Source organism: Nostoc sp. TCL240-02 (assembly GCF_013343235.1).
Lineage (GTDB): Bacteria > Cyanobacteriota > Cyanobacteriia > Cyanobacteriales > Nostocaceae > Nostoc.
Map to the genome: position 1 here is coordinate 7,817,646 of NZ_CP040094.1, position 23,883 is coordinate 7,841,528.

The window sequence follows — 23,883 nt, forward strand, 5'->3', positions numbered from 1 at the left end:
CTTCTAACCAGCAATATTACTTATTGTCACTCAGATATGACCCAATCTTTAATACAAAAGGAAACTTCAAAGATGAAACTTGGTTCTGTCGAGCATAAGGAATTATTCTGCCGGAGCTTTACCGAAAGCTACAGGGAATACGAACCTGAGTCTCTCCCTTGGCCAGATTTGGACGATACAGCCTTGAGTTTCTTACGCAGTATTCCCTTTTGGGAGAAAGCTTTAGATACAGAACGACAAGCTGGAGCAATAGTTAGTGGTTACGCAGCAACGGTGAGCGATCCTATTTTACAAAGTGCGATCGCTCTCCAAGGTAAAGAAGAATTACGCCACGCCCATCTACTTCAAACATTAATTGACCGTTACGGCATCGAAATACCAGAACGTCAACCAATTCAAGTTCCCCAAAATATCGAGCAAGTTTTTATGCGTTTTGGCTTTGAAGAGTGCCTGGATACCTTCTTTGCTTATGGGCTATTTGCGATCGCCCGTGAAGCTAATGTTTTTCCAGAATCTATTTTCACTATCTTTGATCCCATCATAGATGAAGAAACACGTCATATTGTTTTTTTTGTCAACTGGTTTACCTATACACAAATTCATCGTGGCCAGGGATTCATCCCATTACGGAGCACCAAAACCCTCTGGCAATACGGCAAGGCTCTCAGCAATTTGATTGCCGTTTTTGGCAATGATGATCCTAGTAAGACTGGCTTCGCTGTCACAGGTGCTGACATCTTTACCAAAAACCTCACGCTAGAAAAATTTCTCAGCATTTGTCTAGTAGAAAATCAGCGCCGGATGAGTAAGTATGATCCCCGACTACTCCAACCGCAACTACTACCCAAGCTTGCCAACATTGCGCTCCGCACACTTGAATTGATACCCAAACGCAAACTTGAAACTGTCGAGAGGGCTAGTGCCTAATTTTTTGCCCATCAACACAATTCTGGTGCCTCAAGGAGCAGAATATAAAGCTGTTTGTCGCGGATTGAGCGGCGTTACTGGTTCCATCCCAAAGGTAGCAGCCATACCTGTTGGGATGAAGCCTTTACTCAAATATCTGCAAGCATCCCCAGAAAATGGACAATTGATGGTTCCCAAATCCAGAGTGCTGATTATGGGTATCTGTGGCAGCTTGAGCGATCGCTACAGAGTTGGTGATATTGTGCTGTATCAAGATTGTATTTATCAAGGGAATCTTCTAGAGTGCGATCGCACATTCACAGCACAATTGCACTCTTGCATATCAGAAAAAGTATCATTGGTCAAGTCATTAACTAGCGATCGCATAATTTGGTCTGCTGCCGAAAAACTTCGTTTGGGTGAGATTTTGGCGGCTGATGTTGTTGATATGGAAGGATTTACTGCCTTAGAGTTTTTCAATGCCGCCAAGGTATCTGTGGCAATGCTGCGAGTAGTCAGTGACGATTGTCAGCACGATATCCCCGATCTCACACCAGCAATTAACTCTGATGGCTCCCTAAACCCTTTCCCTTTAGCGATGGCAATGCTTAGACAACCGCTTGCAGCTACTCGGCTAATTCGAGGTTCATTAACAGCATTAAAGATGTTAGAGCAAGTTACAAATATGCTCTTTTCTGATAATAGACTGAAATAATTTTTTGGATAAAAATAGCACAGTTACGAGTATTTAAATCCCCAATTTATTTAATAAATTGGGGATTTAATATTTTATGAATACATCTTCATATAAGGGACTTCCAAATAAAACAATATCCCAAAAATAACGCAAATAATTTTCTCTATCTCTTCTCTCTCTCTGTGTTCTCTGTGTCTCTGTGGTTCGTTTATTTGGATAATTTATTTCTTGGAAGTCCTTAAGCTGAAATTTGTGAAATATAACTATAAAAATATCTGTGATTATATTTGTGTTGATATCACATTAATCACAAGAATAATTACTATCAGTGTAAGAATCAATACAATTTTATTCTGATGATTGAATTGCTTGGGCAATAAGTTTCACAGAAACTTTATCTTCATACATATTAAATATAAAAGAATATTGGGAAGCATAATATAGAACCTTATCAGGGTTGGGTTCCAGGAGAGCTAATTCTTTTTGCTTTCAATCAAAAATACTCTTTTGCGAGAATAGCTCGGAACTAATTTACCAACTATCTAACAGAATTTATGAATTTCAATCAAAACTTACACTTGTACTCGTTTCTAGCTAATTTTAGATGGCTCAAAAAAAGTTACACCGCTAAAATCATGTTGGTGGCTTTTTTGGGTACTCATGTACCACTTCTAACATTACTTTTGAGTTTCGTCATCTCAAACTCTTATTCCTTTGAGATGGCGGCACGAGTTATGAGCATTGCTCTACTGGCTACATTAGCGGGTACAGCTGCTACCCTCTATGCATTAAACCATCTCCTCAAACCGGTCATTTTGACATCTGGTGCATTACAAAATTATCTGAACACCAAAACATTACCTAAATTGCCCACAGAATTTGCTGATGAAGCGGGTACTTTGATGGCAGATACCTCACAAACTCTTCACAAATTAGATGAGTTAATTCACCAAATCACTAATTATGATGACCTGACTGGATTGCCCAATCGTGATTTATTCCGCGATCGCCTCCATCAAATTCTATCCCAACCTGAAAACAACCAGCGCCTTGTAGCTGTCTTTGTACTCAGTATTGATGATTTCACTGGTATGAGTCATGGATTGGATCATCAGACAACAAATTTATTGTTAAGAGCAGTTGCCAAGAGGTTATTAACCAGCACGCCGCAAACAGATACTCTCGCCTATTTAAAAGGAGATGAATTTGCTCTTGCCCGAATGGATATTCATTCTTTGGAAAGTGTAATTAAGCTATCTCAGATGCTGTTGAGTACCCTGAGCAAACCCTTTTCTGTAGAACGTAACTTGATTCATATTACCGTCAGTATCGGTATCACACTTAATAACCTAACCGATCATAATAGCGTAGATCAACTTTTGCAACAGGCTCATATAGCGCTTTACCAGGCTAAACAGCAAGGGCGTAGCCAATACCAATTTTATTCGCCAGAAATGAATGTTCAGTTGCAAGAGCGACTGACTTTAGAAAAGGAATTACATGGAGCGCTTGAGCGTGGTGAAATGCTGGTTTATTATCAACCTCTGATTGATTTACATAGCGGACAAGTTATAGCGATGGAAGCGTTGCTTCGCTGGCAGCATCCTACATTAGGTTTGGTTTCTCCAGTAAAGTTTATTCCCATTGCAGAAGCCAATGGTGCGATCGTACCAATTGGTGAATGGGTTTTGCATACTGCTTGCGCCCAAACCCGTGCTTGGCAGCTTGCTGGATTTGCCCCAATTCGGATATCTGTGAATCTGTCAGCTCGACAGTTTGAACAACCCTATCTGGTTGAGATAGTCAACCAAATTCTTGAAGAAACTGGACTCCAAGCATCTTCCTTAGAACTAGAAGTAACAGAAAGCTTCTTGATGGCTGATATTGATCGTTCAGTTAAAACCTTAAAACAATTACGAGAACTGGGTATCTGCTTGGCTCTAGACGATTTCGGTACTGGTTATTCCTCCCTGAATTATTTGAAACGCTTTCCTGTAAATATGCTCAAAATTGATAAGTCATTTGTGCAGGATGTCATGTCTAATCCTGATAGCGCCGCCGTCACCAATGCGATTATTGCCCTAGCAAAGAGCCTCCGCTTGAAAATCACAGCAGAGGGTGTGGAAACCCAAGAACAGCTTGAATATCTAAAAATGCGTGGATGTGATGAAGGTCAGGGTTTCTACTTTAGTCGTCCTGTTCCTGCTGATATAATTGCCCCGATGTTGGAGAAAAGTTCTCAGCAGATGGAGATTACTACAACATAGGTGGATGTCTAAGCCCATTACAACCAATCACACTTTTGCACTGCTCTCGACAGCCACCCGAATCTCAATCTAGCGCTACATACCTAGATTGAGATTCTTTTTGTATGGAAGCCCCGCTTCCATACAAATTGTCCGAGTTTTGCCGCATTAGAATTTCTGGGCAAATTCGCAGTAGTAAAAGGCGAGGCTAATCCTCTGGGTAACTGCGATCGCACAGATAAAATAGAAAAAGGGTGATGTGTTCATTAGGAATACACCGCGATCGCCCATTGTCTGCGAAATCCTTGATCTTCATACGACTGCCAGTATGTATCCGGCAATTTCTACTGAAGATTTGTTAAACATTCCGATCGCGATACCGAAAGAATCTACTCGCCAGAAAATCACAGAAAAGGTCAGGGCATCTCGTAAAGCACGGGAGCAATCGAAACAACTGCTAGAAATTGCTAAAACAGGAGTAGAACGAGCGATAGAGACTGATGAAGCGACAGCTACAACTTGGATAAACCAGCAACTTGAAGCCTTGGGGGTAAAACTGACATGATTGCTCAACCTGAGACAAAACACTACACCGTTGAAGAGTACCTGGAACTTGAAATCGCCTCCGATATCCGCAACGAATACCGTGATGGAGAAATTATCCCTATGACAGGTGGAACCCCAGACCATAATGATATTACCAGCAACCTTGTGGCTATCTTGAAAGCCACATTGCGGGGAAAGCCATACCGTGTATTTATCCTGGATCAACGACTCTGGATTCCCGGTGCAAATCTCTATACTTACCCTGATGTGATGGTTCTGCCCAAACCCTTAGAACTTCAAACTGGACGCAAAGATACTGTGGTGAACCCCTGCTTTATTGCTGAGGTATTGTCTAAGTCCACCCAAAACTACGATTCTCCTGCGGAGACGCTATGCGAACGCGGCGAGAAATTTGTTGCCTATCGTAAAATTCCTACCTTCCAAGAATATTTACTGATCGATCAATATCGCATACACATTGAGCATCATGTCAAAACAGCCGCTCATCAGTGGCTATTTTCAGAATACGACGACCCAACTGTCACCCTTTCTTTGAGTACCTTTGAGTTGCAAATTCAAATTGCAGAACTTTACGAAAATATTGATTTTTCAAACGTTTGAGTTGAATGCCTAAAACAGGAGTAGAACAGGCGATAGAAACCGATGAAGCGATCGCAACAACTTGAAGCTGTTGGCATTAATTTCTCAAATTCAACTTAATTTAATGGAGGCATAATGTCCGAGATTACCCTAAACCCAGAACAACTCAAGGAAATATTGAAAAGCGCGATCGTCGAATTGATTCGTGATAACCGTGAAGAAGTCTCTGAATTTTTGGCAGAAATTATTGAAGACATAGCAATGGAACGAGCGATCGCGGAAGGTGAAACATATATCGATATTTTCCATAGTAAATGACTACTGCTGAAAATTGCTAAACCAGGAGTTGAAGGAGCGATTGAGACTGATGAAGCGATCGCAACAACTTGGATAAACCAACAACTAGAAACCTTAGGCATTAACGTAACCACAGTCACTTAACATACTGGAGTAGCAATGAAAGCACTTAAAGTCATGGCAACGATCAATGAGGAGGGACAACTAAGGGACTTGCGTGAAAATAAAGTAGCAGTAAACCGAGTTTCGACTGCGCTCAACTACTCGACATCTGAGGGTTGAGCGCAGTCGAAACCCGCCTGGTTGGTACACTATTAACCCGCAGATCCCTAACCTTAGATCATCCTCTCACAACAGATAAAAACAGCCGTGTAGAAGTCATTGTTTTAATCCCAGATGAAGAAACCCCAGATGAGACATCTCAGGCAGAAGTTTTAGCAGATTTCCGGCAAGCTTGGCACGAAGCCATGACTGAGCAAACGATTCCCGTTGCTCAACTTTGGGAAGGTCTTGAAGATGACTATTTTGAAATTGTGGAAAGCTTTGCAACCATCTGAGTCCGAGATGAAACCTCAAGTTTGCGAAACATCCTTTTTAAAGCTTGCTTGACAGAGTTTTCAGTAATCCAAAGTTCAGTACTAATTTCTGCATTGGTTTGTCCTTGAGCCACCAAGTTAGCAATTTGCTTTTCACGAGGCGTTAAACGCTCTGTCTGTAATAGTAGTGGATGTTGGGATCGCGCCATTGCTACCCAAGTAGAAATGTGCAGACAAAGCGCACTCAAATCTGTGAGATTTTGTGAGTTGAATGTAGGCATTCCTTGCTGACGGGTAAAACCTACCACACCTACTAACTGCCCATTGCTGACAATTGGCCCTGCCATAACATGCCAGTGATCGGCACGAGGACAAATCAACCTCCATGTCTTAGGTTCTACTACTAAACCTTCATGAACAGGGGCATGGTGTTCTAGCAAGTAGCCGGCAACTGGATTGTGCTGAGGTGATAATGCAATTTGCAGTGCTTTTTGGAACTTGCTGTCAAGTAGAGAAATTTGAGCAAAGAAAAACAGCCCACATCGTGTAGCAGAAAAATATTCACTCATTTCTGCGCGTATGTGCGATCGCAACGCCTCTTCATCTTTAGCTTGAGCAATTTCATGAAATAGAGCTTGTAAAGCAATCATGATTGGCAAATTGTACACTTTCGAGGTCTAGGCGCAGTATGGCAACCAGACCTATCCTAGCCTTTGTCACATCAAGTTTTTCCACTTTTTTGCTTTTTTTGGATTACTTAAGCATGACTCTAAATTCTGGCATTGATGATACACAGATATCCGGGCGCTGGATTCAAATCGGTTTTTTTATCGCAGTAGTGTTGTTCAATCTCTGTTTAGCAACCCAAATATTTAGTGTTGGACTGGCTTACTTTTACAACTCTGATTGGTGGAACCTACATATTTGGCTCGTGCGAGGATATAGCGGACTCTCAGTAATTTTGTTGATATGGGTGTTTTTGATGCCTTTTCCTTCAAGAGTTCAGAACCTGACAGCAAGTATCCCAGTGTTGCTGGGACTGCAATTTCTCACAATTAACTTGAAGACTTCTTTTCCTTTAGCTGTCTTTCATCCACTCATCGGCTTTTCTTTATTTTCTATTTCCACAACCCTAGTTCATCGGACATCGCAGGTTGTATTTCCCAACCATAACCAAGACTAAATAGGTAACTTTCAATTCTTTTAGCGCTATTACAGGAGAAATATAAATGTCTCAATATGCTCATCCATCCGTTCTTATTGATACCCAGTGGCTAGAAAATCATCTCAAAGATCCAAATGTCCGCATTATTGAAGTGAATATCAGTCCAGAACCGTACAAAAATGCTCACATCCCTGGTGCTGTTTTCTGGAACATCTTTACAGACTTACTATTTCCCGATTTTAAACTTAATTTGGATGCGATCGCTTTTGAAAAACTGATGGCACGTTCAGGCATCACTAATGATACAACAGTGATTGCTTATGGCAGTTATCCTGGAACTGGAGCCTGGATTTTCTGGCTTTTGCAAGTCTTTGGGCATGAAAATGTAAAAGTTCTCAATGGTGGTTACCAGAAATGGAAGTCAGAAGATCGTTCACTAGCAACTGAGTTATCCACGTTTCCTGCTACTGATTACCGTGCCAGAGCTACTGATCCTCATCTGCGAGTATTACATAATGAAGTTCAGGCATCGATTGGTAGAAGCGATTGCGTGTTGTTGGATGTCCGAACAATTCAAGAATACTGTGGTGAGTGGTTTTTCGATCAGCCACCAAAAGCAGGTCAACTTACTGGTCATATTCCAGGTGCAGTGCATCTTGAGCATATCTTAACTCTCAATGAGGATGGCACTTTTAAATCATTCAAGGAATTGAAAAATCTTTATCACAGTAAGGGAATTACGGCTGATAAAGAAGTTTTTCCCTACTGTACTATCGGTGCGCGTTCTGGATATATCTGGTTTGTCTTGAAGTATTTATTAGGTTATCCGAACGTTCGAAATTACGATGGCTCTTGGAATGAGTGGAGTCGTCTACCTGATGTAGCTATAGAGAAATAGTGAGCTATTATTCCCAAATATTACCAATAACCACACCTTTACAGACGGACACCACTACCATTACCAAGATTAAAATCTCTTAACCTTTCGTTACAATAAAGACATCGAGAAGGACGAAAACAAACCTCTCGAAGCTGAAATCAAAGGTGAACGACATGAATGGCACAATTCGCGTTGGTAATCTCTTCGGAATTCCCTTCTATATCCATCCGTCATGGTTTTTAGTTCTGGGTTTGGTAAGTTGGAGCTATAGCAGTGGACTGGCGGCACAATTTCCCCAATTATCTGCGGGATTAGCTTTGCTACTAGGATTGATGACAGCGCTGATGTTATTTGCCTCTGTCGTCGCCCATGAATTAGGCCACAGTTTCGTTGCGATTCGTCAGGGTATTGATGTCAAATCCATCACTCTGTTTATATTTGGCGGTTTGGCTAGTTTAGAAAAAGAGTCGAAAACCCCAAGTGAGGCTTTCTGGGTAGCGATCGCAGGGCCAATAGTCAGCTTACTACTATTTGGTATCCTTACAGCCATTGGTGTTACTACTACTGCATCAGGCCCGTTAGCAGCAATTCTTGGTGTTCTTGCTTCTGTTAACTTGGCGTTAGCCCTGTTTAATCTGATTCCTGGCTTGCCATTAGATGGCGGAAATATACTGAAAGCTATCGTTTGGAAAGTTACAGGCAATCCTTATAAAGGCGTAACCTTTGCTAGTCGAGTTGGACAAATCTTTGGTTGGGTAGCAATTCTTTCAGGTATAGTTCCTCTACTATTCTTTGGCAACGCTGGTAACTTCTGGAACTTGTTAATTGGCTTCTTCTTGTTACAAAATGCTGGTAATGCGGCTCAATTTGCCAGAGTGCAAGAAAAACTCACAGGTTTGACTGCTGAAGATGCCGTAACTCATGACAGCCCGATTGTATCTGGTAATCTTAGCCTAAGAGAGTTTGCCGATGAGCGAGTTATAAGTGGGCAAAACTGGCATCGGTTCTTAGTGACTGATGATGATGGACAATTAGTAGGTGCGATCGCAGTTGATAATTTACGAAATGTACCAACAGCATTGTGGTCAGAAACTCAAGTAAAAGAAGTCATGCGACCAATTCCAGAATCTACCACAGTCCAATCAGATCAACCTCTGCTGGAAGTCATGCAGTTACTGGAAGAACAAAAGCTATCTGTACTTACCGTGATTCGTGAAAATGGCGTTCTAGTTGGAATCTTAGAAAAAGCTGCAATTATCCAGCTACTTCAAAGCCGAACCGAAACGAACCCTGCATAGTTGAATAATTCGTAATTAAAGTTTAGACTCCACTCAGATTAAAGGGAAAGGGATAATAAAACCTTTCCCTTTTTCGCTATTTGGGAATTATATGGAGTTGAGAGCAATAGATAAATTACCATCTTCTGGCTTATTGAACATTTCTGCGTTGATGGTACGTTGCCAAGTTAATTCTTTTGTAGTCTCATCCCAATGCCAGCGTAATAAGTTAGCGGATTGACTCTTAAAAATTTCTGGTAAACCAATCGCTTTTCTAGGTGCATTAGTAGCTAAAGCGATCGCACTTTCTACGTCACAAATTCCCCACTTTACCAAATTCTGCACTCCCACCAATAAGGGTAAAGTCGTCCCTGACAAAGTGCCATCGGCCAATCGTGCCGTACCGTTTTTAACTTCAATTTGCCGACTGTCCCAAGGATACACGCCATCGGGTAGCCCCAGAGGAGAAAGGGCATCGCTGACGAGGAAGAGTCCTTGTTCTTGATAGCTAGCGCGAAGCAAAATTTGTAGCATCATGGGCGAAACGTGTTCACCATCAGCAATAAAACCACACATTACATCAGGATCGATAATTGCTGCCCCTAATAATCCTGGTTCTCGGTGATGTAATGCTGGCATAGCATTGAAAGCATGAGTTACCATCGTTGCACCTTGTTCAAAGGCACGTTGTGCTTGAGCAGATGTTGCCTGAGAATGCCCTAAACTGACAGTAATTCCTAGAGAACGCAAATATGGAATTACTTCGCCAGTGAAATCTAACTCCGGTGCTAAGGTGATGACTTTTACGACATGGGCATAATCACCCAAAACCCACTTTACCTGATCCATTGTCAGAGGTAACAGGTACTCTGCTGGGTGTGCGCCGCGCTTTTGAAAATTCAAAAATGGCCCTTCTAGATGTACTCCCAAAATCTTGGCACCTGCTGGCTGATTGGGGAGAACTTCAGCAATAATAGCAAGCGATCGCTGAATATTTTCTACTGAAGTTGTCACAAGTGTCGGTAAAAATCCATCTACCCCAACATCCCATAAAAATTGTGAGATTTTCTGGAGCTTATGAGCATTTTCAGCCGTTAAATCAGGAAATGCCAATCCCAAAGCACCGTTAATTTGTAAATCAACACCACCCAATGAAATCCAGTCGCCAGCAACGTTTATTAGAGATGCACGGCTGCGTGCTTCTACTGTATCCATTGGCAAGATTTGCTCAATTATGCCCTTTTCATCAACCAAGAGCATTTGCAAATCTTTGTAACCAGGCACTCTAGCATTGATAATATTTACAGGATTTTGTGTTTCTTGGGTCATCACACTGAACTAGAAGAAAGATAAATCTGATTTTAGATGCAACCAACATCAATCAATGAGATGATAAATCGGCATAACCTAACTCAAATAATTTTGAATTTCTAATTTTTAATTTTTAATTATTATGACTCCCCTAGTTGGTATTATCATGGGCAGCGATTCTGATTTGCCCACCATGAAAGACGCGATCGCAGTTTGTGACGAATTTGGCGTTGAGAGCGAAGTCGCGATCGTTTCTGCTCACCGTACCCCAGAACGGATGGTACAATACGCTCAATTTGCACACCAACGTGGTATTAAAGTGATTATTGCCGGTGCCGGTGGTGCTGCCCATCTGCCTGGAATGGTAGCGTCTTTAACACCACTTCCTGTTATTGGTGTTCCTGTAGTCACCAGGAACTTACAAGGTGTAGATTCTTTGTATTCTATTTTACAAATGCCTGCGGGTATTCCTGTGGCAACAGTGGCGATCGATAATGCCAAAAATGCCGGACTTTTAGCAGTACAAATGCTGGCAATTCATCAACCAGAATTGCTAGAAAAAGTGCAACAATATCGCCAAACCCTCTGTGAATCAGTAATTGCAAAGCAAGAAAAGCTAGAACAACTAGGCTATGAGCAATATTTAAAGCAGATGTTTTAGATAATTCGTAATACTTCGGCTACGCTCAGTACAAGTTCGTAATTCGTAATTCGTAATTGGTTAAGAAATATTAACAGCAGACTAGGGGGAGACAAAGGCAGAAGGGGACAAGAAGAATAACCATGCCCAATGCCCAATGCCCCATTCCCAATGCCCTATGCTCAATTAAATTCCAACATTGAAGCGATCGCTCCAGAATCAATGCAGCATTCTGAAGTATCTTGATCCTGAGACCTTAGTCGAAAATTTAGAGTGCAACATTCATGTGCCAATTGCTCGGAATGAATTGCAATGTTCCAACTGATATTTGCTTTTCTTTTGAAGGGTTTTCTGCACGGGGAGGAAGAACAGATCATCATAGCGATGGTTGGGGCATTGCTTTCTTTGAAGGGAAGGGATGTCGGATGTTTTTAGATGCCCAACCTTCTGTTGCTTCTCCAGTAGCGGAGTTGGTGCGGAGTTATCCCATCCATTCAACCCATGTCATAGCCCATATCCGTAAAGCTACTCAGGGTGAAGTTGCCCTACACAACTGCCATCCTTTCCGCAGAGAATTGTGGGGTCAGTATTGGGTATTTGCTCACAACGGTAATTTGCCAAATTTTGATCCAGAAAATTTAGGTTTTTATCAAGCTGTAGGTGATACAGATAGTGAAAAAGCATTCTGTATGATGCTAGAAACATTGCGATCGCGTTTTCCTGATGGTAAACCTGACATCAAGAAACTGTACCCTGTACTAAAACAAATTAGTGATGCTATTGCAGAAATAGGTATATTCAATTACTTATTATCTGATGGAGAACACTTTTTTGCTCATTGTTCAACTAACCTCAGCTACATTGTCCGCCAAGCGCCCTTTGCAGCTGCCCATTTGATCGATCAAGACATGACCGTAGATTTTCGGGAAGTGACTACCGAACGCGATCGCGTTGCTGTCATTGCTACTACTCCCCTCACAGACAACGAAGTTTGGACAAAAATCCAACCGGGAGAATTACTAGTTTTTCAGGATGGGTCGCCACTGGAATATGTATTTAGCTAAAAATGCGATCTTGTTGGCGAATTCAAAAATTCACCAGAAATTTTCCCATTTAGACACTTTCTAAATGGGTTTTGTTTTTCATAGTAATATACGGGATGCGGGAAACTCAGTCTCTCTAAGGCTGAAAGTGTCAACTACTCAAGCTTCGTAAAGGTTTTGGTATTGACTACCGTATCCAATCCTTGCAGTAAGATGTTTCTAGCTGTATTTTCACGTGCTTTGGTTTTTATCTTACCAGGAGAGTCTAGTTAATTGGCTAAACAGCGACTCGACACACTATTAGTAGAGCTAAATTTATGTTCTTCTCGCGCCTTGGCACAAAGGTTAATTCAGGCGGGGGAAGTGACTGTTAATCAGCAGCTAGTTGATAAGCCTGGTACAGAAGTTGATATTTCGGCTCAAATAAATATTAAAGAGCGATCGCCTTTTGTGTCTAGAGGTGGTGAAAAACTCTCCAAAGCTTTGTCAGTATTTGCCATCCCTGTAGCAGAGCGCATTTGTTTAGATGGTGGGATTTCTACAGGTGGTTTTACTGATTGTCTCTTGCAAGCTGGAGCAAAACAAGTTTACGGCATTGATGTTGGTTACGGACAAGTTGACTGGCGATTGCGAAATAATTCGCGGGTGATTTTGCGAGAACGTACCAATTTACGGCAACTACGACCAGAGGAGTTATATAGCGAAAACGATCCGATTCCTGATTTGGCGGTGGTTGATGTATCGTTTATTTCTTTAACTAAGATTCTGCCTGCTTTGTGGCAACTAACTCAAGCTAACCGAGAAGCTGTGTTGTTAGTCAAGCCACAGTTTGAAGTTGGCAGATCCCGTGTGGGTAAAAAAGGTGTTGTGCGAGATCCAAACGACCAAGCTGATGCTATTTTCCAGGTGTTACAAGTAGCCCACGGATTAGGATGGAAATACAAAGGCTTAACTTGGTCGCCGATCACTGGCCCGGCTGGGAATATTGAATATCTTTTGTGGTTGGGAATGGAAAGTGAAATACCATTACCTGATTTAGAGGCAATTAAGCAAATAACGCAATCAGCAACAACTGATTTACGTAAAAATTAAACGTCGTAGATTAGACATTCTACGGAAGCTGGATGGCGATCGCAATAGTTATCTAAAGAGTTTTTCTTGGCTTTTGCTTGCTGCTGATCGGCTTTCTCTGCTTGCAATTCTTCCACAATGTCCCAGGCTACGGCACAACCCGCAGAATCGCTGCCATTTAGCTCACAAGTTGTGCGAGCTTCAGTAATGGCTTCAGTAATAGCTTCTTCAAGATTTGCTGCACCAGCAGTTTCAAATGAGTTTAGGGTAGTTGTCATGATCCTTTCACCTTTAATTTACGCAGATAGATATTAGGGGATAGAGGATAGTTTTTCTATAACCTTTTCCCTGTAACCTGTTCCCTCAATCTTGCATCCCAAATTCGAAATGTCAGTCAATTGTCAGAAGAGCTTGATAGAAGTTCATAAACACTTGTAAACGGTAACAAACACTTAACAAAAATTATTTATTCTCAATATTTTATGCCTAACTCTTGTCGCAACCGATACAGAATTGTATTCTGATCGACTTGAGAGAGAATTTCTTGAATTACGCTGCTAGCACCCAACTGTCCCCAAGTGCAGCCTTTTTCGAGATACACCTGAGCAGCTTTACCAACGGAGTATGCACCATAACCAGCGATACCAGCTTGAGCGATCGCACTGCCAGCTAAAGCAGTAATATTGCTGGGATTGTCAGCACTGGTTATTGCAGCAGTAGTTTTACTTAAGCCTAGAATAAAACTACTACCTAGTTCCCCCAGTAGCAAGCCACCAGAACTAAACAAAATCGTTTTTAAAATTTTTCCGGCTTCATAGCTAGTCATCGGCAAACCATATAATCTAGCTAGAGCGCGAATTAAAGCTAAATCGGCAACAGTTCCGCCAAGAATATCTAAGAAAGCGATGGGATTGAGCATTACTGCCAAAGCTTTGTATTTGGTAAATTGCCAAATGATATTTTCAGCTTCTTGTTCGCGTAAGTCGATGGTTTTTTGAGCGATCGCGGCTTCTGCATCCCGTGCTTGGATCAGGGCATTTAAAGCCAGGAGCGATCGCCCTTCCCGATTCAAAATATTCAGAATTGTCTCTTTGAGTTCGTCTACTTGTGGTGGTGGTGTCTCCCATTCATAACTGATACGCCCATCAGGCCACTCAACCCGCACTTCCATCGGTGCTGGTTCCGCCGCCACCATAACAATTTCATCAGGTAACAGAGGCTTTGCTTCAGGATGCCCAGCACCCAGTTGTTGCAAATTTTGGTAAATCACTCCTTGATCGGTATCTGGGTATAAATCTATTTTGTTAAATACTAAAATTAGGGGTTTTTGCGATCGCCGCAATTCCAGCAATGCCTGATACTCAGTGCGCGTGATATCACCAGACACGACAAACAAAATCAAATCCGCCTGATGCACAACTTCTCGTGCCATATCCGCCCGTGACTCACCCTCAATTTCATCTAATCCTGGGGTATCAATTAACTCTACTAGTACCTTACCTCCTGGCTGCCAACGCACCGAACGGGGCCATTGAGTGACACCGTTTAGGGGCCCAGTTTGCAAAATTTTATCTCCCAGTAAAGCATTTAAAACTGCTGACTTACCACGACTCACCAAACCAAAAGCGGCAATTCTAATCACGTTAGAGTCCAGTTTGTTGAGTGTAGAGTTCAAAGCTTCCAATTCCGGTTTCAACAAACCTGCCAATTCCGGGTTAGATGACAACTGTCCTGATTTGCGGAGATATCCATACCAAGACAGTGCTTGTCTGAGACTAGCGCGGGCACGATTTAAATGAGTTTCTTGCAGATTTCGCACAAAGTTAGGTTGATTCAAGATTTGACAAACAACAGGCTACATATCCATTTTGATCTAATTCCAAGACTGCTAGCCTGTTTTGTCAAATTAAGCAATTGTTCTAATTATTTACACACATCTTTGTGGGATATCCATTCAGAACATCGGATCGTGTTGATTATCCCAACACTTGCGATCGCGCCAGCTTCTCCCAGTATATTCACATTCAGAGGCATCATCTATCCAAGGAATCGATGTAGAGTAGTGCGAGGTTCCAATGGAAGCGAATAAACTAGCAGTGAATAAGGGCAATAATAAGGATAAAGTTGTCAATGTACAAATTGGTAAAATTATTAAATATCCAGTGAGTAGCACAATGTTAGTAGGAGTCCAAAAAACTCTGCCTATTTTATTATTTTGGTGAGTTTTTAAGTTAGTTTTTGAATTCGAAAAAAGCATAATGCAACCCTATTAATGCCGGTTTATATAGCAATCTCATTTGATTTGTCAAAGCAAAGCTGACTGAGAACTAGCCAGATCGGGTTTCGGTTCTCAGTATATTTAGCAAAAATCAAATAGGAATCCTAGATGACTACGGATTTTTACGTAAGAACATTATTGAAGTTATATACTCTGATGTCAAAGGTGCAAGTGGCGACTTGTTAGAAGTTTTAATCTTTGGGCACTAAAAAATATTTTTCATGAAAATATGTTGAAGTTAGGGCATTTACCGAAGCTTATCCAGACGATAAATTAGTGCAACAAGTTGTTGCACTAGATACACCAAAAAAGTTGTAAGTATCTTTCAAAAGCTTTAATCTAAAGTCGGCTGTCGCCGATATTGTAGAAACCACTCATACAACTCTGGATTATTGTATGTCTGCGTCCATGAGTCGTGATCGGCTTCTGGATAAACTGTAAATTTCACATTTCCATCGCAGGCTTTAAGTGCAGAAACCATGATTTCAGACTCACTTGAGGGAACGACATTATCTTTTGCTCCGTGAAATGCCCACACAGGAATGGTTTTCAGCTTATGTGCTTGGGCTGGATTACCACCACCACAGATAGGCGCGATCGCCGCAAATCGTTCTGGTTGCGCTGCTGCTAAATGCCAGGTTCCGTAACCACCCATGCTTAAACCGGTCAGGTAAACTCGATCTGGATCAACAGGATAGGATGCAATAACCTCATCCAGAAGGGTACTTAATCGCTCTATATTCCAATATTCACCACGCGGACATTGGGGAGAAATGACAATGAAGGAAAAATCTGGCTGTTGTTCTACAACCTTGGCGACACCGTGCTTTTTCACATGATTTAAGTAAGAGCCTCGCTCACCCGAACCGTGTAAAGATAGAATTGTTGGCAAAAGTGGGTGTTGTGTTTCGTTGCGACTTCCGTCTGGGTGCAGTACACTGGGCAAGAATAGCAGGTAGTTATAACTGTCGGTAGAAGTAATTTGTTGTTGTAGTGACGGCATAAAATTAAAAATTTTCTTAGTTTAACGTCTACGAATAGCTATTGTATAACTTGGCCGTTGTGTTGCTTCTCGTTGACTCTTAACTAACCGAAAATCATTATCTATATATAGATGCTCTAAAAAAGAAGTAGCTAGGTAAACTTTTTTAAATTTTTTGACAGTATTTCTGTCCATATCTTTTACTATAAGTTCTTGCTGTAAATCTATATTTAGTGCTGCTTCCTGAAATTTAGATTTGACTGTTTTTGTAAACCACTCATCTGCATCATCAATTGTCAACGGGATTTCTCTATTTTTCAATGCTTGGAATATCCCAACATTTTTAATATCCCACTTCTCATCGATAACTGAATATTTTTGCAACAACATTAAGTCATAAGCTGGTAATTTTGATGAAATTTTTTGCCAAAAACCAGATTGATGCCCTGGTGCATAACGGGCAATATTTGCATAATAACCATCATTATGAAAAATTTGGTAAGACTGCTCGTGTATCCTACCAGGTAAAATATCTTGAAAAGGTATAGTAGACCATATTGGTACCCATACTCCCGTCACGATCGCTACTTGATCTGCAACCTTCTCAAAGGGATTACGTCGGCTCAACTCTGCAAAATATGGTGCTAATTCATTTTTATAAAATTCTACTTTGGCTTTTAATGGCTCTAGATTGCGATCTTTAACAAGTTCTAAAATTTGATTTTTTATTTCTATCGTAGTCCAATATGTCAATTCTTGGGTACTTGTGACATCTACCATTATCGTTCATCCTGGGAAAAGTTTCAGATGTGTCATTATATAGACTAACTTGATCCAAGAAAACAGATACGGGGACGCAAAGAAAGAACTCTCTGTGTCCCCGCATCTCTTTAATGAATGACTACCACCAAACTCGATTTCCATTTTCGTCAACTCGTGCTTGCCGGATTACATCGGAAATCTCTTCAGCATCTTTAACGTGGTGGAGTGCTTTCTTTTCGCCGTCGGGTTCATCCACAACGAAGTAAGTCGGGACTGTGATTTTGTCGCCTGTAATGTCTGGTACATCATCCACAGCTACCTGTTGAGCCTTTTCTTCAACAGATTCAGACTCATCAGAAATTCTATCTCCAGGATTCGCTGTTAAGTTTCTTTCATTAACATTCGGTTCTTCGCGTAAATGTGTATCTTCACTTACTGGCTGACGAATTTGATTTTCTTGAATTTTATCAGTCATGGCTTTTCAGGTATTAAAAAATCTAGCTTTGCTAATAACACTCTAAAAAATCAAAGATACAAAAAGTTCTTTCTCTGGAGAGACTTTGAGAAGAACACGTCTTAGGTTAGATATTTACTCGGATAAATTTACTTCTTTAGTTGAAATGGCGTGTATTTTCCCCCCAATGCTTCTACAATGCTACGGGTATTCGCCTCCATCATTTTGATGTAAGAATCTCCATTACTTCCTTTTGCACCAATTGAATCAGAGTAAAGTTGATTTGGTGCTAATTTCACTTCTGCTTCTTGAGCAACAGTTTTAATTAAAGCTGGGTTAATTGTAGTTTCAGAAAAAATTGCGGGAACGCCGATCTTTTTAATAGACTCAACTAATCTCTGGACTGTTTGAGCGCTTGGTTGTTCTTCGGTACTAATGCCAATTAAAGTACCTGCGATCGCAATCCCATAAGCACGTCCATAATATTGGAACGCATCATGGGTTGTCACCAGTTTCCGCTTATCTGCGGGGATAGTTTGAATCTCTTGATTAATCCAGCTATGTAACTGTTTTAATTCACTAGTAAGTCGCGATGCCTTTTGAGTAAATTTGTCTTTATCTTCAGGTGATAACTCAATCAACGCATCTCGGATTGCATTCGTCATTGCGATCGCATTTTCTGCACTACCCCAAACGTGCGGATCTGGCACTACTTCGCCTTTGCCTTTATCAAGCTGCAAAGATTTGACGGCTTCCCCTACAGCTAACTTCTGCGCCTTACCACCAGAAGCATTCATTAATTTAATCAGTCCCGGTTCCAGGTTGTAGCCGTTATACAAAATCAAGTTAGCTTCTTCCAAAACCCTGCTGTCTGCTGGTACTGGTTCGTAAACATGAGGATCGGTACCCGGTTTAAGAATTCCACTTAGTTGAATTTCATCCCCTGCAACCTCTTGTGTCAAATCAGCAATGACAGTGCTAGTTGCAACAACTCGCGGCTTATCCCCCTTGGTGGTGTTAGGGTTAGAGTCTTTTTGTGTACAACTTAATAAAGCCAAAGGCAAAAGCATTCCCAAACAAAACCGGAAAATAATTTTTCCCTTCATCCTGCCGATTACTCCCTCGCCGTAAGGATTACTGTCGTCTATCTGTGGTATTAGTTTCATTTATCTTGGATATTACATCTAATTATAGATTTTTTCATATTTCTCTCATTTTTATAGTAAGCTCAAGAAACAAATATTGAAACTTAGTTATGATAAACGTCTCTTTTCCAGCAAAATTTCGTCTCTCGCAGACAAAAACAGAGGAATTACCTGCAAAAACTATCAAATTCGATATGAGTTCCACAGCAGCAATTAGTATTGCCCATTTAGGGGTATACTACCGGGCACAAGAAGCCTTAAGGAATGTTAGCTGCATCGTCAAACCAGGAAAACTGACGGGTATTTTTGGCCCCAACGGTGCTGGCAAAAGTACCTTGATGAAAGCAATGTTAGGTTTAGTTCCCGTCAGTAGTGGTACGGTGCTATGCCAAGGCAAACCCTTGATGCAACAATTAGAGAAAGTTGCCTATGTACCACAACGTAGCCAAATTGATTGGACTTATCCCGCCACAGTCTGGGATGTAGTCATGATGGGACGAGTAAAGAAAACAGGCTGGTTGCGTAGCTTCTCAACAGTTAGTCGCCAAGTAGCAAAAAATGCCATAGAAAGAGTTGGAATGAGCGAATATTGCGATCGCCCTATTGGACAATTATCAGGAGGACAACAACAACGGGTATTTTTAGCTCGTGCTTTAACACAGCAAGCAGAAATCTTCTGCTTTGATGAACCTCTAGTAGGCATCGATCAAAAAACCCAGTCAGTGATTTTTGAAGTTTTCCATGAACTTGCTGCTGACAACAAAATCGTGCTAGTAGTCAACCACGACTTAGGGGAATCAATCGCTCACTTCGACGACTTAATATTACTAAATCGGGAATTAATCGCCACAGGTTCACGCCAACAAGTGCTTACCGAAGAAAATCTGCATCGTGCTTATAGCGGTAAAGTAATCTACTTTTCTGATGCTGCATAAAATGTCATTGGGTATGGAACATTAGTGAATGACAAATGACAAAATATGTTAGAAGCATTAATTGAGCCGTTGCAATATGGTTTTATGCAGCGATCGCTCGTGATTGCCATTTTAGTTGGGATGTTGTGTGCGGTTGTCGGCAGTTACCTAATGGTACAGCGACTAGCCTTGCTGGGTGATGCCATCAGTCACTCAGTTTTGCCCGGACTAGCGATCGCTTTTATGGTGGGAGCAAATATATATGTGGGGGCATTCATTGCCGGCGTTCTGAGTACAATGGCGATCGCCTGGATTAGAGTGCGATCGCCAATCAAAGAAGATGCAGCAATGGGTATAGTTTTTTCGGCATTTTTTGCACTTGGCATCACCCTAATTACTGTTATTCAAAAAGATAATAAAATCGACTTAAATCACTTCCTTTTTGGCAACATTCTCGGTGTTACCATTGATGAAGTGCGAGACACTGCGATCATTGCCACTATTGTTTTAATAGTTGTTCTTTTATTATATAAAGAGCTTTTATTTTACACATTTGATCCTTTAGGCGCTCAAGCCGCAGGTTTGCCCGTCAATCGGCTGAACTTTGGATTGATGGTGCTAATAGCTTTGACAATTGTCGCCAGCATGAAAGCTGTGGGTGTGATTTTAGTATTATCGCTTTTAATTACACCAGGAGCCACCGCTTATTTATTAGTGAAGCGTCTCAACCAAGTCATGATTTTGGGTGCAGTCGTTGGCGTAATTTCCAGTATTAGTGGGATGTACCTCAGCTACTTTTATAACTTGCCCTCTGGCCCTGCGATCGTTTTAGTCGTATCGGGATTATTTTTGCTGGCATTATTATTTAGTCCTAAATACGGTATTTTTACGAGTAAACAACTTAAAACTAAAGAATAATTCTTATGCGATCGCGCCGTAGTATATTAGTAGACCTTTCTTGGTAAATCGGGTTATGAAAAATAATTATTCTACTAACGGCAAAATTCCAGCTAGGATAAAAACGCGCCGGGATTTTTTAACTTATACGCTAGGTGGTACAGTTGCATCAGTAGCGATCGCATATCTTTTTCCCAAAGTCAGCCAAGGTCGTGAAATCAGCCTAGAAACCCTTTGCTCCCTTTATCCAAAGAATTCGCGCTGTGAAAATTATCTTCCCGGATCTGAGGCACTGGACAAAGACGGCAAGAAAATTGAAACTAACGCATTATTAACAACTGCAAAGCCCGGAATTCCGATTCTTGTAAAAGGCTTGTCAGACAATAGCGTTGATTATCTCATCATTCAAGACGGGCCAAAGATTGCTGAGTATGCTATTAATCCAACTTGTACCCATTTAGGATGTACAGTTGAGTGGGATCTGGAGAAGAATCACTTTGTTTGTCCTTGTCATGGATCTCAATACGATTCTCAGGGTCGAGTCGTTCATGGCCCTGCAAAGCGCTCTTTACCACTGATTACTGTAGTAGTCAAGCAAAATCAAGTTCGTTTAGTGAATCAAAAACCTGCTGTAGATCCTCTTAAGCTACCAATATCAAATTAGATTAGACAATGCCACCATACTTTTTGAGCAAGTTAGAAATTCTAAAAGACTAACAAAAATTACTGCATAATTTAAATTTGTCGGGTAAGCTGACAACAGCAGTTTTAATCCTCAAAACAATGACCGCAAGTAGTCCCACGATTTTAGCCCTGGACTTTGATGGAGTGATTTGCGACGGACTAATTGAATATTTTGAGGTAGCATGGCGTACCTACTGTGAAATTTGGTCGCCAGCTAACGACACACCAGCAGATGATTTAGCTTTGAGATTCTATCGCCTACGCCCTGTAATTGAGACGGGTTGGGAAATGCCCGTTTTAATCAAAGCCTTAGTAGATGGAATTCCTGATGAGAAAATTCTTCATGAATGGTTAAGCATCGCCCCACAACTTTTGTTAAATGACAAGCTACAAGCAAGAGAAATTGCTGAAAAATTAGATAACCAACGTGATGAATGGATTACCACAGATTTAGACGGTTGGCTAAGTCTGCATAGATTTTATCCGGGTGTAGTAGAAAAGCTCAAATTAACTCTTGACAGTGGAGTTCAGCTATACATTGTGACAACTAAAGAAGGACGTTTTGTACAGCAGTTATTACAACAAGAAGGAATTAATTTACCGACAAATGCAATTTATGGGAAAGAAGTCAAGCGTCCCAAATATGAAATTTTGCGAGAATTAAAACAACAAGCAGAAAACAAGCCAGTTAGTCTCTGGTTTGTAGAAGATAGACTCAAGACATTGCAGTTAGTCCAACAGCAAACAGACCTTGGAGACGTAAAACTATTTCTTGCAGACTGGGGCTATAATACTCAAGCAGAAAGAGAAGCTGCTCAAAATGATCCGCAAATTCATTTGTTATCACTGTCTCAGTTTGCCAGAGATTTTCCTGCTTGGCTTTAACTAATTCGTAATGGGAGCATCTTACCTTTGCAAATATACCAAGCGATTAGAAATCGCGACTACACAAACGTTCGCGTAGCGTCTCGCAGAGAAGTCCGCCTACGCGGACTCAAAGGATTTGAAACCCACGGAGGTGGGTTTTGTCTGTATAGCCGCGAATTCTATTCGCTAGGACTTTTATTACGAATTAAATTAGCAAGTATTAAAGTCTAATTATCAATTACGAATTATTTTAATTTTCTAGCAAAATGGCAACGAATCGAGATATTTAAAATATATAGATCAATAATAATGAATTAATAAAATTCCAAATTTATCACTCCAAATTTATAATTTATCACTTACCTTTATGCTTGATTTAACAAAACTGGCGCGACAAATGCAGGGTTTAAGCCAGCATCTTACCTTAGAAGCTGCTGCCAGTCGCCAGCGTTTAGAATTGGCACAACAACATCTAAAAAATGCTTATGAGTCTCAACAAGATTTAATCGATCGCCAGGAAAAATGGCGCGATCGCATTCTCTTTGCTAATGCTACCCCAATTGAGCCGCTAGAAACCTGCATCGATATCTCAGTTCCCCCAAAAATTCATACTGTAATTGCTACCGATGGTTCCCAAATTGCCCCCAACCATCACGAAATTGCTTACTGTTATCTCCTAAATATTGGCAGAGTCGTCTTACACTACGGACAAAACCGCCATCCGCTACTCGATAGTTTGCCAGAAGTATTTTACCGCCCAGAAGACTTATATATGTCTCGGCAGTGGGGAATTAGAACCGAGGAATGGATGAGTTTCCGCCGCACTGCATCAGAAACAACGGTATTGGCAGAACTTGCCTGTGCAGCAAAGGGGGAAGCACCAGCATTAGCGATGGTAGATGGTTCGTTAATTTACTGGTTTTTAGAACAGTTACCGATGGACGCACGCGATCGCATTTTGCCCCCCATTCTAGAAGCTTGGCAGCAAATGCGTGATGCTCAAATTCCCCTGATGGGTTATCTTAGCGCCTCTCGCAGCATCGAAACAATGAACTTTTTACGATTGTTGGCTTGTCCTCATCCAGTGCCAGACTGTAAAAGTCATTGCCCAAATCAGCTAGAAAAAGTACCTTGTAAAATTTTTGAACAGTTGCGAGATACTTCTGTTTGGGCAACCAGACTCAAACCAGGACAACGCAGCACCCTTTGGCGGAGTAATTCCCCCATCCTCGAACTCTACGGCGAGCAAACCATTTATTTTTGCTATGTCCACGTTGGTACCGAAATCGCCCGAATCGAAGTTCCGGCATGGGTAGCGGAGAATGCAACCATGTTAGATCAAGCACTGGGTCTGATGCTGGCACAAGTGCAAAAAGGATATGGCTATCCAGTTGCGATCGCCGAAGCGCATAATCAAGCAGTGGTAAAAGGTGGCGATAGAGCGCGTTTCTTTGCCCTCCTAGAACAACAAATGATTAAAGCTGGTTTAAAAAATGTCGGAACTTCCTACAAAGAAGCTAGAAAGCGGGGGAGTATTGCTTAATAATTCATCCCGTAGAGTTTCGTCTTTGTGAGAGTGACGATACCTGTGGCATTTTTGGTCTAAGGAATAGGAGAAATCACGCTTTAAGCAAATTATAGTTTTTTCTTGCTGATTCAAATCCTAGCGGGGCTGCTTACTGCTG

The 23,883-nt window shown here is 41.3% G+C and carries 27 protein-coding genes; 18 read left to right on the forward strand and 9 right to left on the reverse strand.

Features of this window, described 5'->3' with window-relative positions:
- The first annotated feature begins 72 nt into the window (after positions 1-72).
- From FBB35_RS33500 to FBB35_RS33530, 7 genes are all read left to right on the forward strand, one after another.
- Positions 73-927 (forward strand): ferritin-like domain-containing protein, encoded by an 855-nt coding sequence (locus FBB35_RS33500; protein WP_174713425.1) that lies wholly within the window; start codon positions 73-75, stop codon positions 925-927.
- On the forward strand, positions 920-1,621 hold the full coding sequence (locus FBB35_RS33505; protein ID WP_174713426.1) for a phosphorylase: 702 nt from the start codon (positions 920-922) through the stop codon (positions 1,619-1,621). The genes FBB35_RS33500 and FBB35_RS33505 overlap by 8 nt, the downstream gene beginning before the upstream one ends.
- Before the next feature lie 536 nt (positions 1,622-2,157).
- Positions 2,158-3,870 (forward strand): bifunctional diguanylate cyclase/phosphodiesterase, encoded by a 1,713-nt coding sequence (locus FBB35_RS33510; protein ID WP_174713427.1) that lies wholly within the window; start codon positions 2,158-2,160, stop codon positions 3,868-3,870.
- A 238-nt stretch (positions 3,871-4,108) separates the two neighbouring features.
- The gene (locus FBB35_RS33515; RefSeq protein ID WP_254625769.1) at positions 4,109-4,414 is read left to right on the forward strand and encodes a hypothetical protein; all 306 of its coding nucleotides are present in this window, start codon (positions 4,109-4,111) and stop codon (positions 4,412-4,414) included.
- The gene (locus FBB35_RS33520; protein ID WP_174713428.1) at positions 4,411-5,016 is read left to right on the forward strand and encodes a Uma2 family endonuclease; all 606 of its coding nucleotides are present in this window, start codon (positions 4,411-4,413) and stop codon (positions 5,014-5,016) included. Before FBB35_RS33515 ends, FBB35_RS33520 begins: the two co-directional genes overlap by 4 nt.
- Positions 5,017-5,130: 114 nt before the next feature.
- On the forward strand, positions 5,131-5,313 hold the full coding sequence (locus tag FBB35_RS33525; protein WP_174707972.1) for a hypothetical protein: 183 nt from the start codon (positions 5,131-5,133) through the stop codon (positions 5,311-5,313).
- A gap of 257 nt (positions 5,314-5,570) precedes the next feature.
- Entirely contained in the window at positions 5,571-5,849 is a 279-nt protein-coding gene (locus FBB35_RS33530) for a hypothetical protein (RefSeq protein WP_174713429.1), read from the forward strand.
- Here FBB35_RS33530 and FBB35_RS33535 read toward each other — a convergent pair.
- Positions 5,813-6,478 (reverse strand): LuxR C-terminal-related transcriptional regulator, encoded by a 666-nt coding sequence (locus FBB35_RS33535; protein WP_174713430.1) that lies wholly within the window; start codon positions 6,476-6,478, stop codon positions 5,813-5,815. The two genes, FBB35_RS33530 and FBB35_RS33535, sit on opposite strands and share 37 nt — an antisense overlap.
- Positions 6,479-6,591: 113 nt before the next feature.
- On the opposite strand from FBB35_RS33535, the gene FBB35_RS33540 reads away from it, so the two are divergent.
- The 3 genes from FBB35_RS33540 to FBB35_RS33550 all read left to right on the forward strand — a co-directional run bounded on the left by FBB35_RS33540 (position 6,592) and on the right by FBB35_RS33550 (position 9,171).
- Positions 6,592-7,011, forward strand: coding sequence for a DUF6220 domain-containing protein (locus FBB35_RS33540; protein WP_174713431.1), 420 nt, complete (start codon positions 6,592-6,594; stop codon positions 7,009-7,011).
- A gap of 46 nt (positions 7,012-7,057) precedes the next feature.
- On the forward strand, positions 7,058-7,891 hold the full coding sequence (locus FBB35_RS33545; RefSeq protein WP_174713432.1) for a sulfurtransferase: 834 nt from the start codon (positions 7,058-7,060) through the stop codon (positions 7,889-7,891).
- A gap of 155 nt (positions 7,892-8,046) precedes the next feature.
- Positions 8,047-9,171 (forward strand): site-2 protease family protein, encoded by a 1,125-nt coding sequence (locus tag FBB35_RS33550; RefSeq protein WP_174713433.1) that lies wholly within the window; start codon positions 8,047-8,049, stop codon positions 9,169-9,171.
- Positions 9,172-9,258: 87 nt separating this feature from the next.
- On the opposite strand, the gene nagA is transcribed toward FBB35_RS33550, so the two are convergent.
- Complete coding sequence (gene nagA, locus FBB35_RS33555; protein ID WP_174713434.1) at positions 9,259-10,479, reverse strand: N-acetylglucosamine-6-phosphate deacetylase; 1,221 nt, start codon at positions 10,477-10,479, stop codon at positions 9,259-9,261.
- A gap of 124 nt (positions 10,480-10,603) precedes the next feature.
- On the opposite strand from nagA, the gene purE reads away from it, so the two are divergent.
- The 3 genes from purE (at position 10,604) to FBB35_RS33570 (ending at position 13,236) form a co-directional block, all read left to right on the forward strand.
- Positions 10,604-11,122 carry a 5-(carboxyamino)imidazole ribonucleotide mutase gene (gene purE / locus FBB35_RS33560; protein ID WP_174713435.1) on the forward strand — a complete coding sequence of 173 codons (519 nt, stop codon included), beginning with the start codon at positions 10,604-10,606 and terminating at the stop codon, positions 11,120-11,122.
- A gap of 263 nt (positions 11,123-11,385) precedes the next feature.
- A complete protein-coding gene (locus FBB35_RS33565) occupies positions 11,386-12,165 on the forward strand; it encodes a class II glutamine amidotransferase (RefSeq protein ID WP_174713436.1) in 780 nt (259 codons plus the stop codon).
- Positions 12,166-12,417: 252 nt separating this feature from the next.
- Positions 12,418-13,236 (forward strand): TlyA family RNA methyltransferase, encoded by an 819-nt coding sequence (locus FBB35_RS33570; RefSeq protein ID WP_174713437.1) that lies wholly within the window; start codon positions 12,418-12,420, stop codon positions 13,234-13,236.
- Here FBB35_RS33570 and FBB35_RS33575 read toward each other — a convergent pair.
- The 7 genes from FBB35_RS33575 to FBB35_RS33605 all read right to left on the reverse strand — a co-directional run bounded on the left by FBB35_RS33575 (position 13,233) and on the right by FBB35_RS33605 (position 18,797).
- Positions 13,233-13,493: a Calvin cycle protein CP12 gene (locus FBB35_RS33575; protein WP_174713438.1), complete on the reverse strand. Its 261-nt coding sequence runs from the start codon at positions 13,491-13,493 to the stop codon at positions 13,233-13,235. The genes FBB35_RS33570 and FBB35_RS33575 overlap by 4 nt on opposite strands.
- Positions 13,494-13,687: 194 nt before the next feature.
- The gene (locus tag FBB35_RS33580; protein ID WP_174713864.1) at positions 13,688-15,034 is read right to left on the reverse strand and encodes a GTP-binding protein; all 1,347 of its coding nucleotides are present in this window, start codon (positions 15,032-15,034) and stop codon (positions 13,688-13,690) included.
- A 135-nt stretch (positions 15,035-15,169) separates the two neighbouring features.
- A complete protein-coding gene (locus tag FBB35_RS33585; RefSeq protein WP_174713439.1) occupies positions 15,170-15,472 on the reverse strand; it encodes a hypothetical protein in 303 nt (100 codons plus the stop codon).
- A gap of 355 nt (positions 15,473-15,827) precedes the next feature.
- Positions 15,828-16,496 (reverse strand): prolyl oligopeptidase family serine peptidase, encoded by a 669-nt coding sequence (locus tag FBB35_RS33590; protein WP_174713440.1) that lies wholly within the window; start codon positions 16,494-16,496, stop codon positions 15,828-15,830.
- Positions 16,497-16,517: 21 nt separating this feature from the next.
- A complete protein-coding gene (locus tag FBB35_RS33595; RefSeq protein WP_174713441.1) occupies positions 16,518-17,255 on the reverse strand; it encodes a hypothetical protein in 738 nt (245 codons plus the stop codon).
- Positions 17,256-17,376: 121 nt separating this feature from the next.
- Complete coding sequence (locus FBB35_RS33600; protein ID WP_174713442.1) at positions 17,377-17,712, reverse strand: hypothetical protein; 336 nt, start codon at positions 17,710-17,712, stop codon at positions 17,377-17,379.
- A 128-nt stretch (positions 17,713-17,840) separates the two neighbouring features.
- Positions 17,841-18,797 (reverse strand): metal ABC transporter substrate-binding protein, encoded by a 957-nt coding sequence (locus tag FBB35_RS33605; RefSeq protein ID WP_254626018.1) that lies wholly within the window; start codon positions 18,795-18,797, stop codon positions 17,841-17,843.
- Positions 18,798-19,030: 233 nt separating this feature from the next.
- On the opposite strand from FBB35_RS33605, the gene FBB35_RS33610 reads away from it, so the two are divergent.
- The 5 genes from FBB35_RS33610 (at position 19,031) to FBB35_RS33630 (ending at position 23,741) form a co-directional block, all read left to right on the forward strand.
- Positions 19,031-19,771: a metal ABC transporter ATP-binding protein gene (locus FBB35_RS33610; protein WP_254626019.1), complete on the forward strand. Its 741-nt coding sequence runs from the start codon at positions 19,031-19,033 to the stop codon at positions 19,769-19,771.
- A gap of 45 nt (positions 19,772-19,816) precedes the next feature.
- Positions 19,817-20,668: a metal ABC transporter permease gene (locus FBB35_RS33615; RefSeq protein ID WP_174713445.1), complete on the forward strand. Its 852-nt coding sequence runs from the start codon at positions 19,817-19,819 to the stop codon at positions 20,666-20,668.
- 55 nt (positions 20,669-20,723) lie between these two features.
- Positions 20,724-21,311 (forward strand): Rieske 2Fe-2S domain-containing protein, encoded by a 588-nt coding sequence (locus FBB35_RS33620; RefSeq protein ID WP_174713446.1) that lies wholly within the window; start codon positions 20,724-20,726, stop codon positions 21,309-21,311.
- 119 nt (positions 21,312-21,430) lie between these two features.
- Positions 21,431-22,216, forward strand: a complete 786-nt coding sequence (locus FBB35_RS33625; protein WP_174713447.1) for an HAD family hydrolase — start codon at positions 21,431-21,433, stop codon at positions 22,214-22,216.
- A gap of 349 nt (positions 22,217-22,565) precedes the next feature.
- On the forward strand, positions 22,566-23,741 hold the full coding sequence (locus FBB35_RS33630) for a DNA double-strand break repair nuclease NurA (protein WP_174713448.1): 1,176 nt from the start codon (positions 22,566-22,568) through the stop codon (positions 23,739-23,741).
- Positions 23,742-23,883: the final 142 nt, after the last annotated feature.

Bases quoted from the DNA above. Each gene is read 5' to 3' on its own strand.
- FBB35_RS33500 (WP_174713425.1), top strand. From the start codon at position 73: ATGAAACTTGGTTCTGTCGAGCATAAGGAATTATTCTGCCGGAGCTTT.
- FBB35_RS33510 (WP_174713427.1), top strand. From the start codon at position 2,158: ATGAATTTCAATCAAAACTTACACTTGTACTCGTTTCTAGCTAATTTT.
- FBB35_RS33520 (WP_174713428.1), top strand. From the start codon at position 4,411: ATGATTGCTCAACCTGAGACAAAACACTACACCGTTGAAGAGTACCTG.
- FBB35_RS33525 (WP_174707972.1), top strand. From the start codon at position 5,131: ATGTCCGAGATTACCCTAAACCCAGAACAACTCAAGGAAATATTGAAA.
- FBB35_RS33535 (WP_174713430.1), bottom strand. From the start codon at position 6,478: ATGATTGCTTTACAAGCTCTATTTCATGAAATTGCTCAAGCTAAAGAT.
- FBB35_RS33540 (WP_174713431.1), top strand. From the start codon at position 6,592: ATGACTCTAAATTCTGGCATTGATGATACACAGATATCCGGGCGCTGG.
- FBB35_RS33545 (WP_174713432.1), top strand. From the start codon at position 7,058: ATGTCTCAATATGCTCATCCATCCGTTCTTATTGATACCCAGTGGCTA.
- FBB35_RS33550 (WP_174713433.1), top strand. From the start codon at position 8,047: ATGAATGGCACAATTCGCGTTGGTAATCTCTTCGGAATTCCCTTCTAT.
- nagA (WP_174713434.1), bottom strand. From the start codon at position 10,479: ATGACCCAAGAAACACAAAATCCTGTAAATATTATCAATGCTAGAGTG.
- purE (WP_174713435.1), top strand. From the start codon at position 10,604: ATGACTCCCCTAGTTGGTATTATCATGGGCAGCGATTCTGATTTGCCC.
- FBB35_RS33565 (WP_174713436.1), top strand. From the start codon at position 11,386: ATGTGCCAATTGCTCGGAATGAATTGCAATGTTCCAACTGATATTTGC.
- FBB35_RS33575 (WP_174713438.1), bottom strand. From the start codon at position 13,493: ATGACAACTACCCTAAACTCATTTGAAACTGCTGGTGCAGCAAATCTT.
- FBB35_RS33585 (WP_174713439.1), bottom strand. From the start codon at position 15,472: ATGCTTTTTTCGAATTCAAAAACTAACTTAAAAACTCACCAAAATAAT.
- FBB35_RS33590 (WP_174713440.1), bottom strand. From the start codon at position 16,496: ATGCCGTCACTACAACAACAAATTACTTCTACCGACAGTTATAACTAC.
- FBB35_RS33595 (WP_174713441.1), bottom strand. From the start codon at position 17,255: ATGGTAGATGTCACAAGTACCCAAGAATTGACATATTGGACTACGATA.
- FBB35_RS33600 (WP_174713442.1), bottom strand. From the start codon at position 17,712: ATGACTGATAAAATTCAAGAAAATCAAATTCGTCAGCCAGTAAGTGAA.
- FBB35_RS33605 (WP_254626018.1), bottom strand. From the start codon at position 18,797: ATGAAGGGAAAAATTATTTTCCGGTTTTGTTTGGGAATGCTTTTGCCT.
- FBB35_RS33610 (WP_254626019.1), top strand. From the start codon at position 19,031: ATGAGTTCCACAGCAGCAATTAGTATTGCCCATTTAGGGGTATACTAC.
- FBB35_RS33615 (WP_174713445.1), top strand. From the start codon at position 19,817: ATGTTAGAAGCATTAATTGAGCCGTTGCAATATGGTTTTATGCAGCGA.
- FBB35_RS33620 (WP_174713446.1), top strand. From the start codon at position 20,724: ATGAAAAATAATTATTCTACTAACGGCAAAATTCCAGCTAGGATAAAA.
- FBB35_RS33625 (WP_174713447.1), top strand. From the start codon at position 21,431: ATGACCGCAAGTAGTCCCACGATTTTAGCCCTGGACTTTGATGGAGTG.
- FBB35_RS33630 (WP_174713448.1), top strand. From the start codon at position 22,566: ATGCTTGATTTAACAAAACTGGCGCGACAAATGCAGGGTTTAAGCCAG.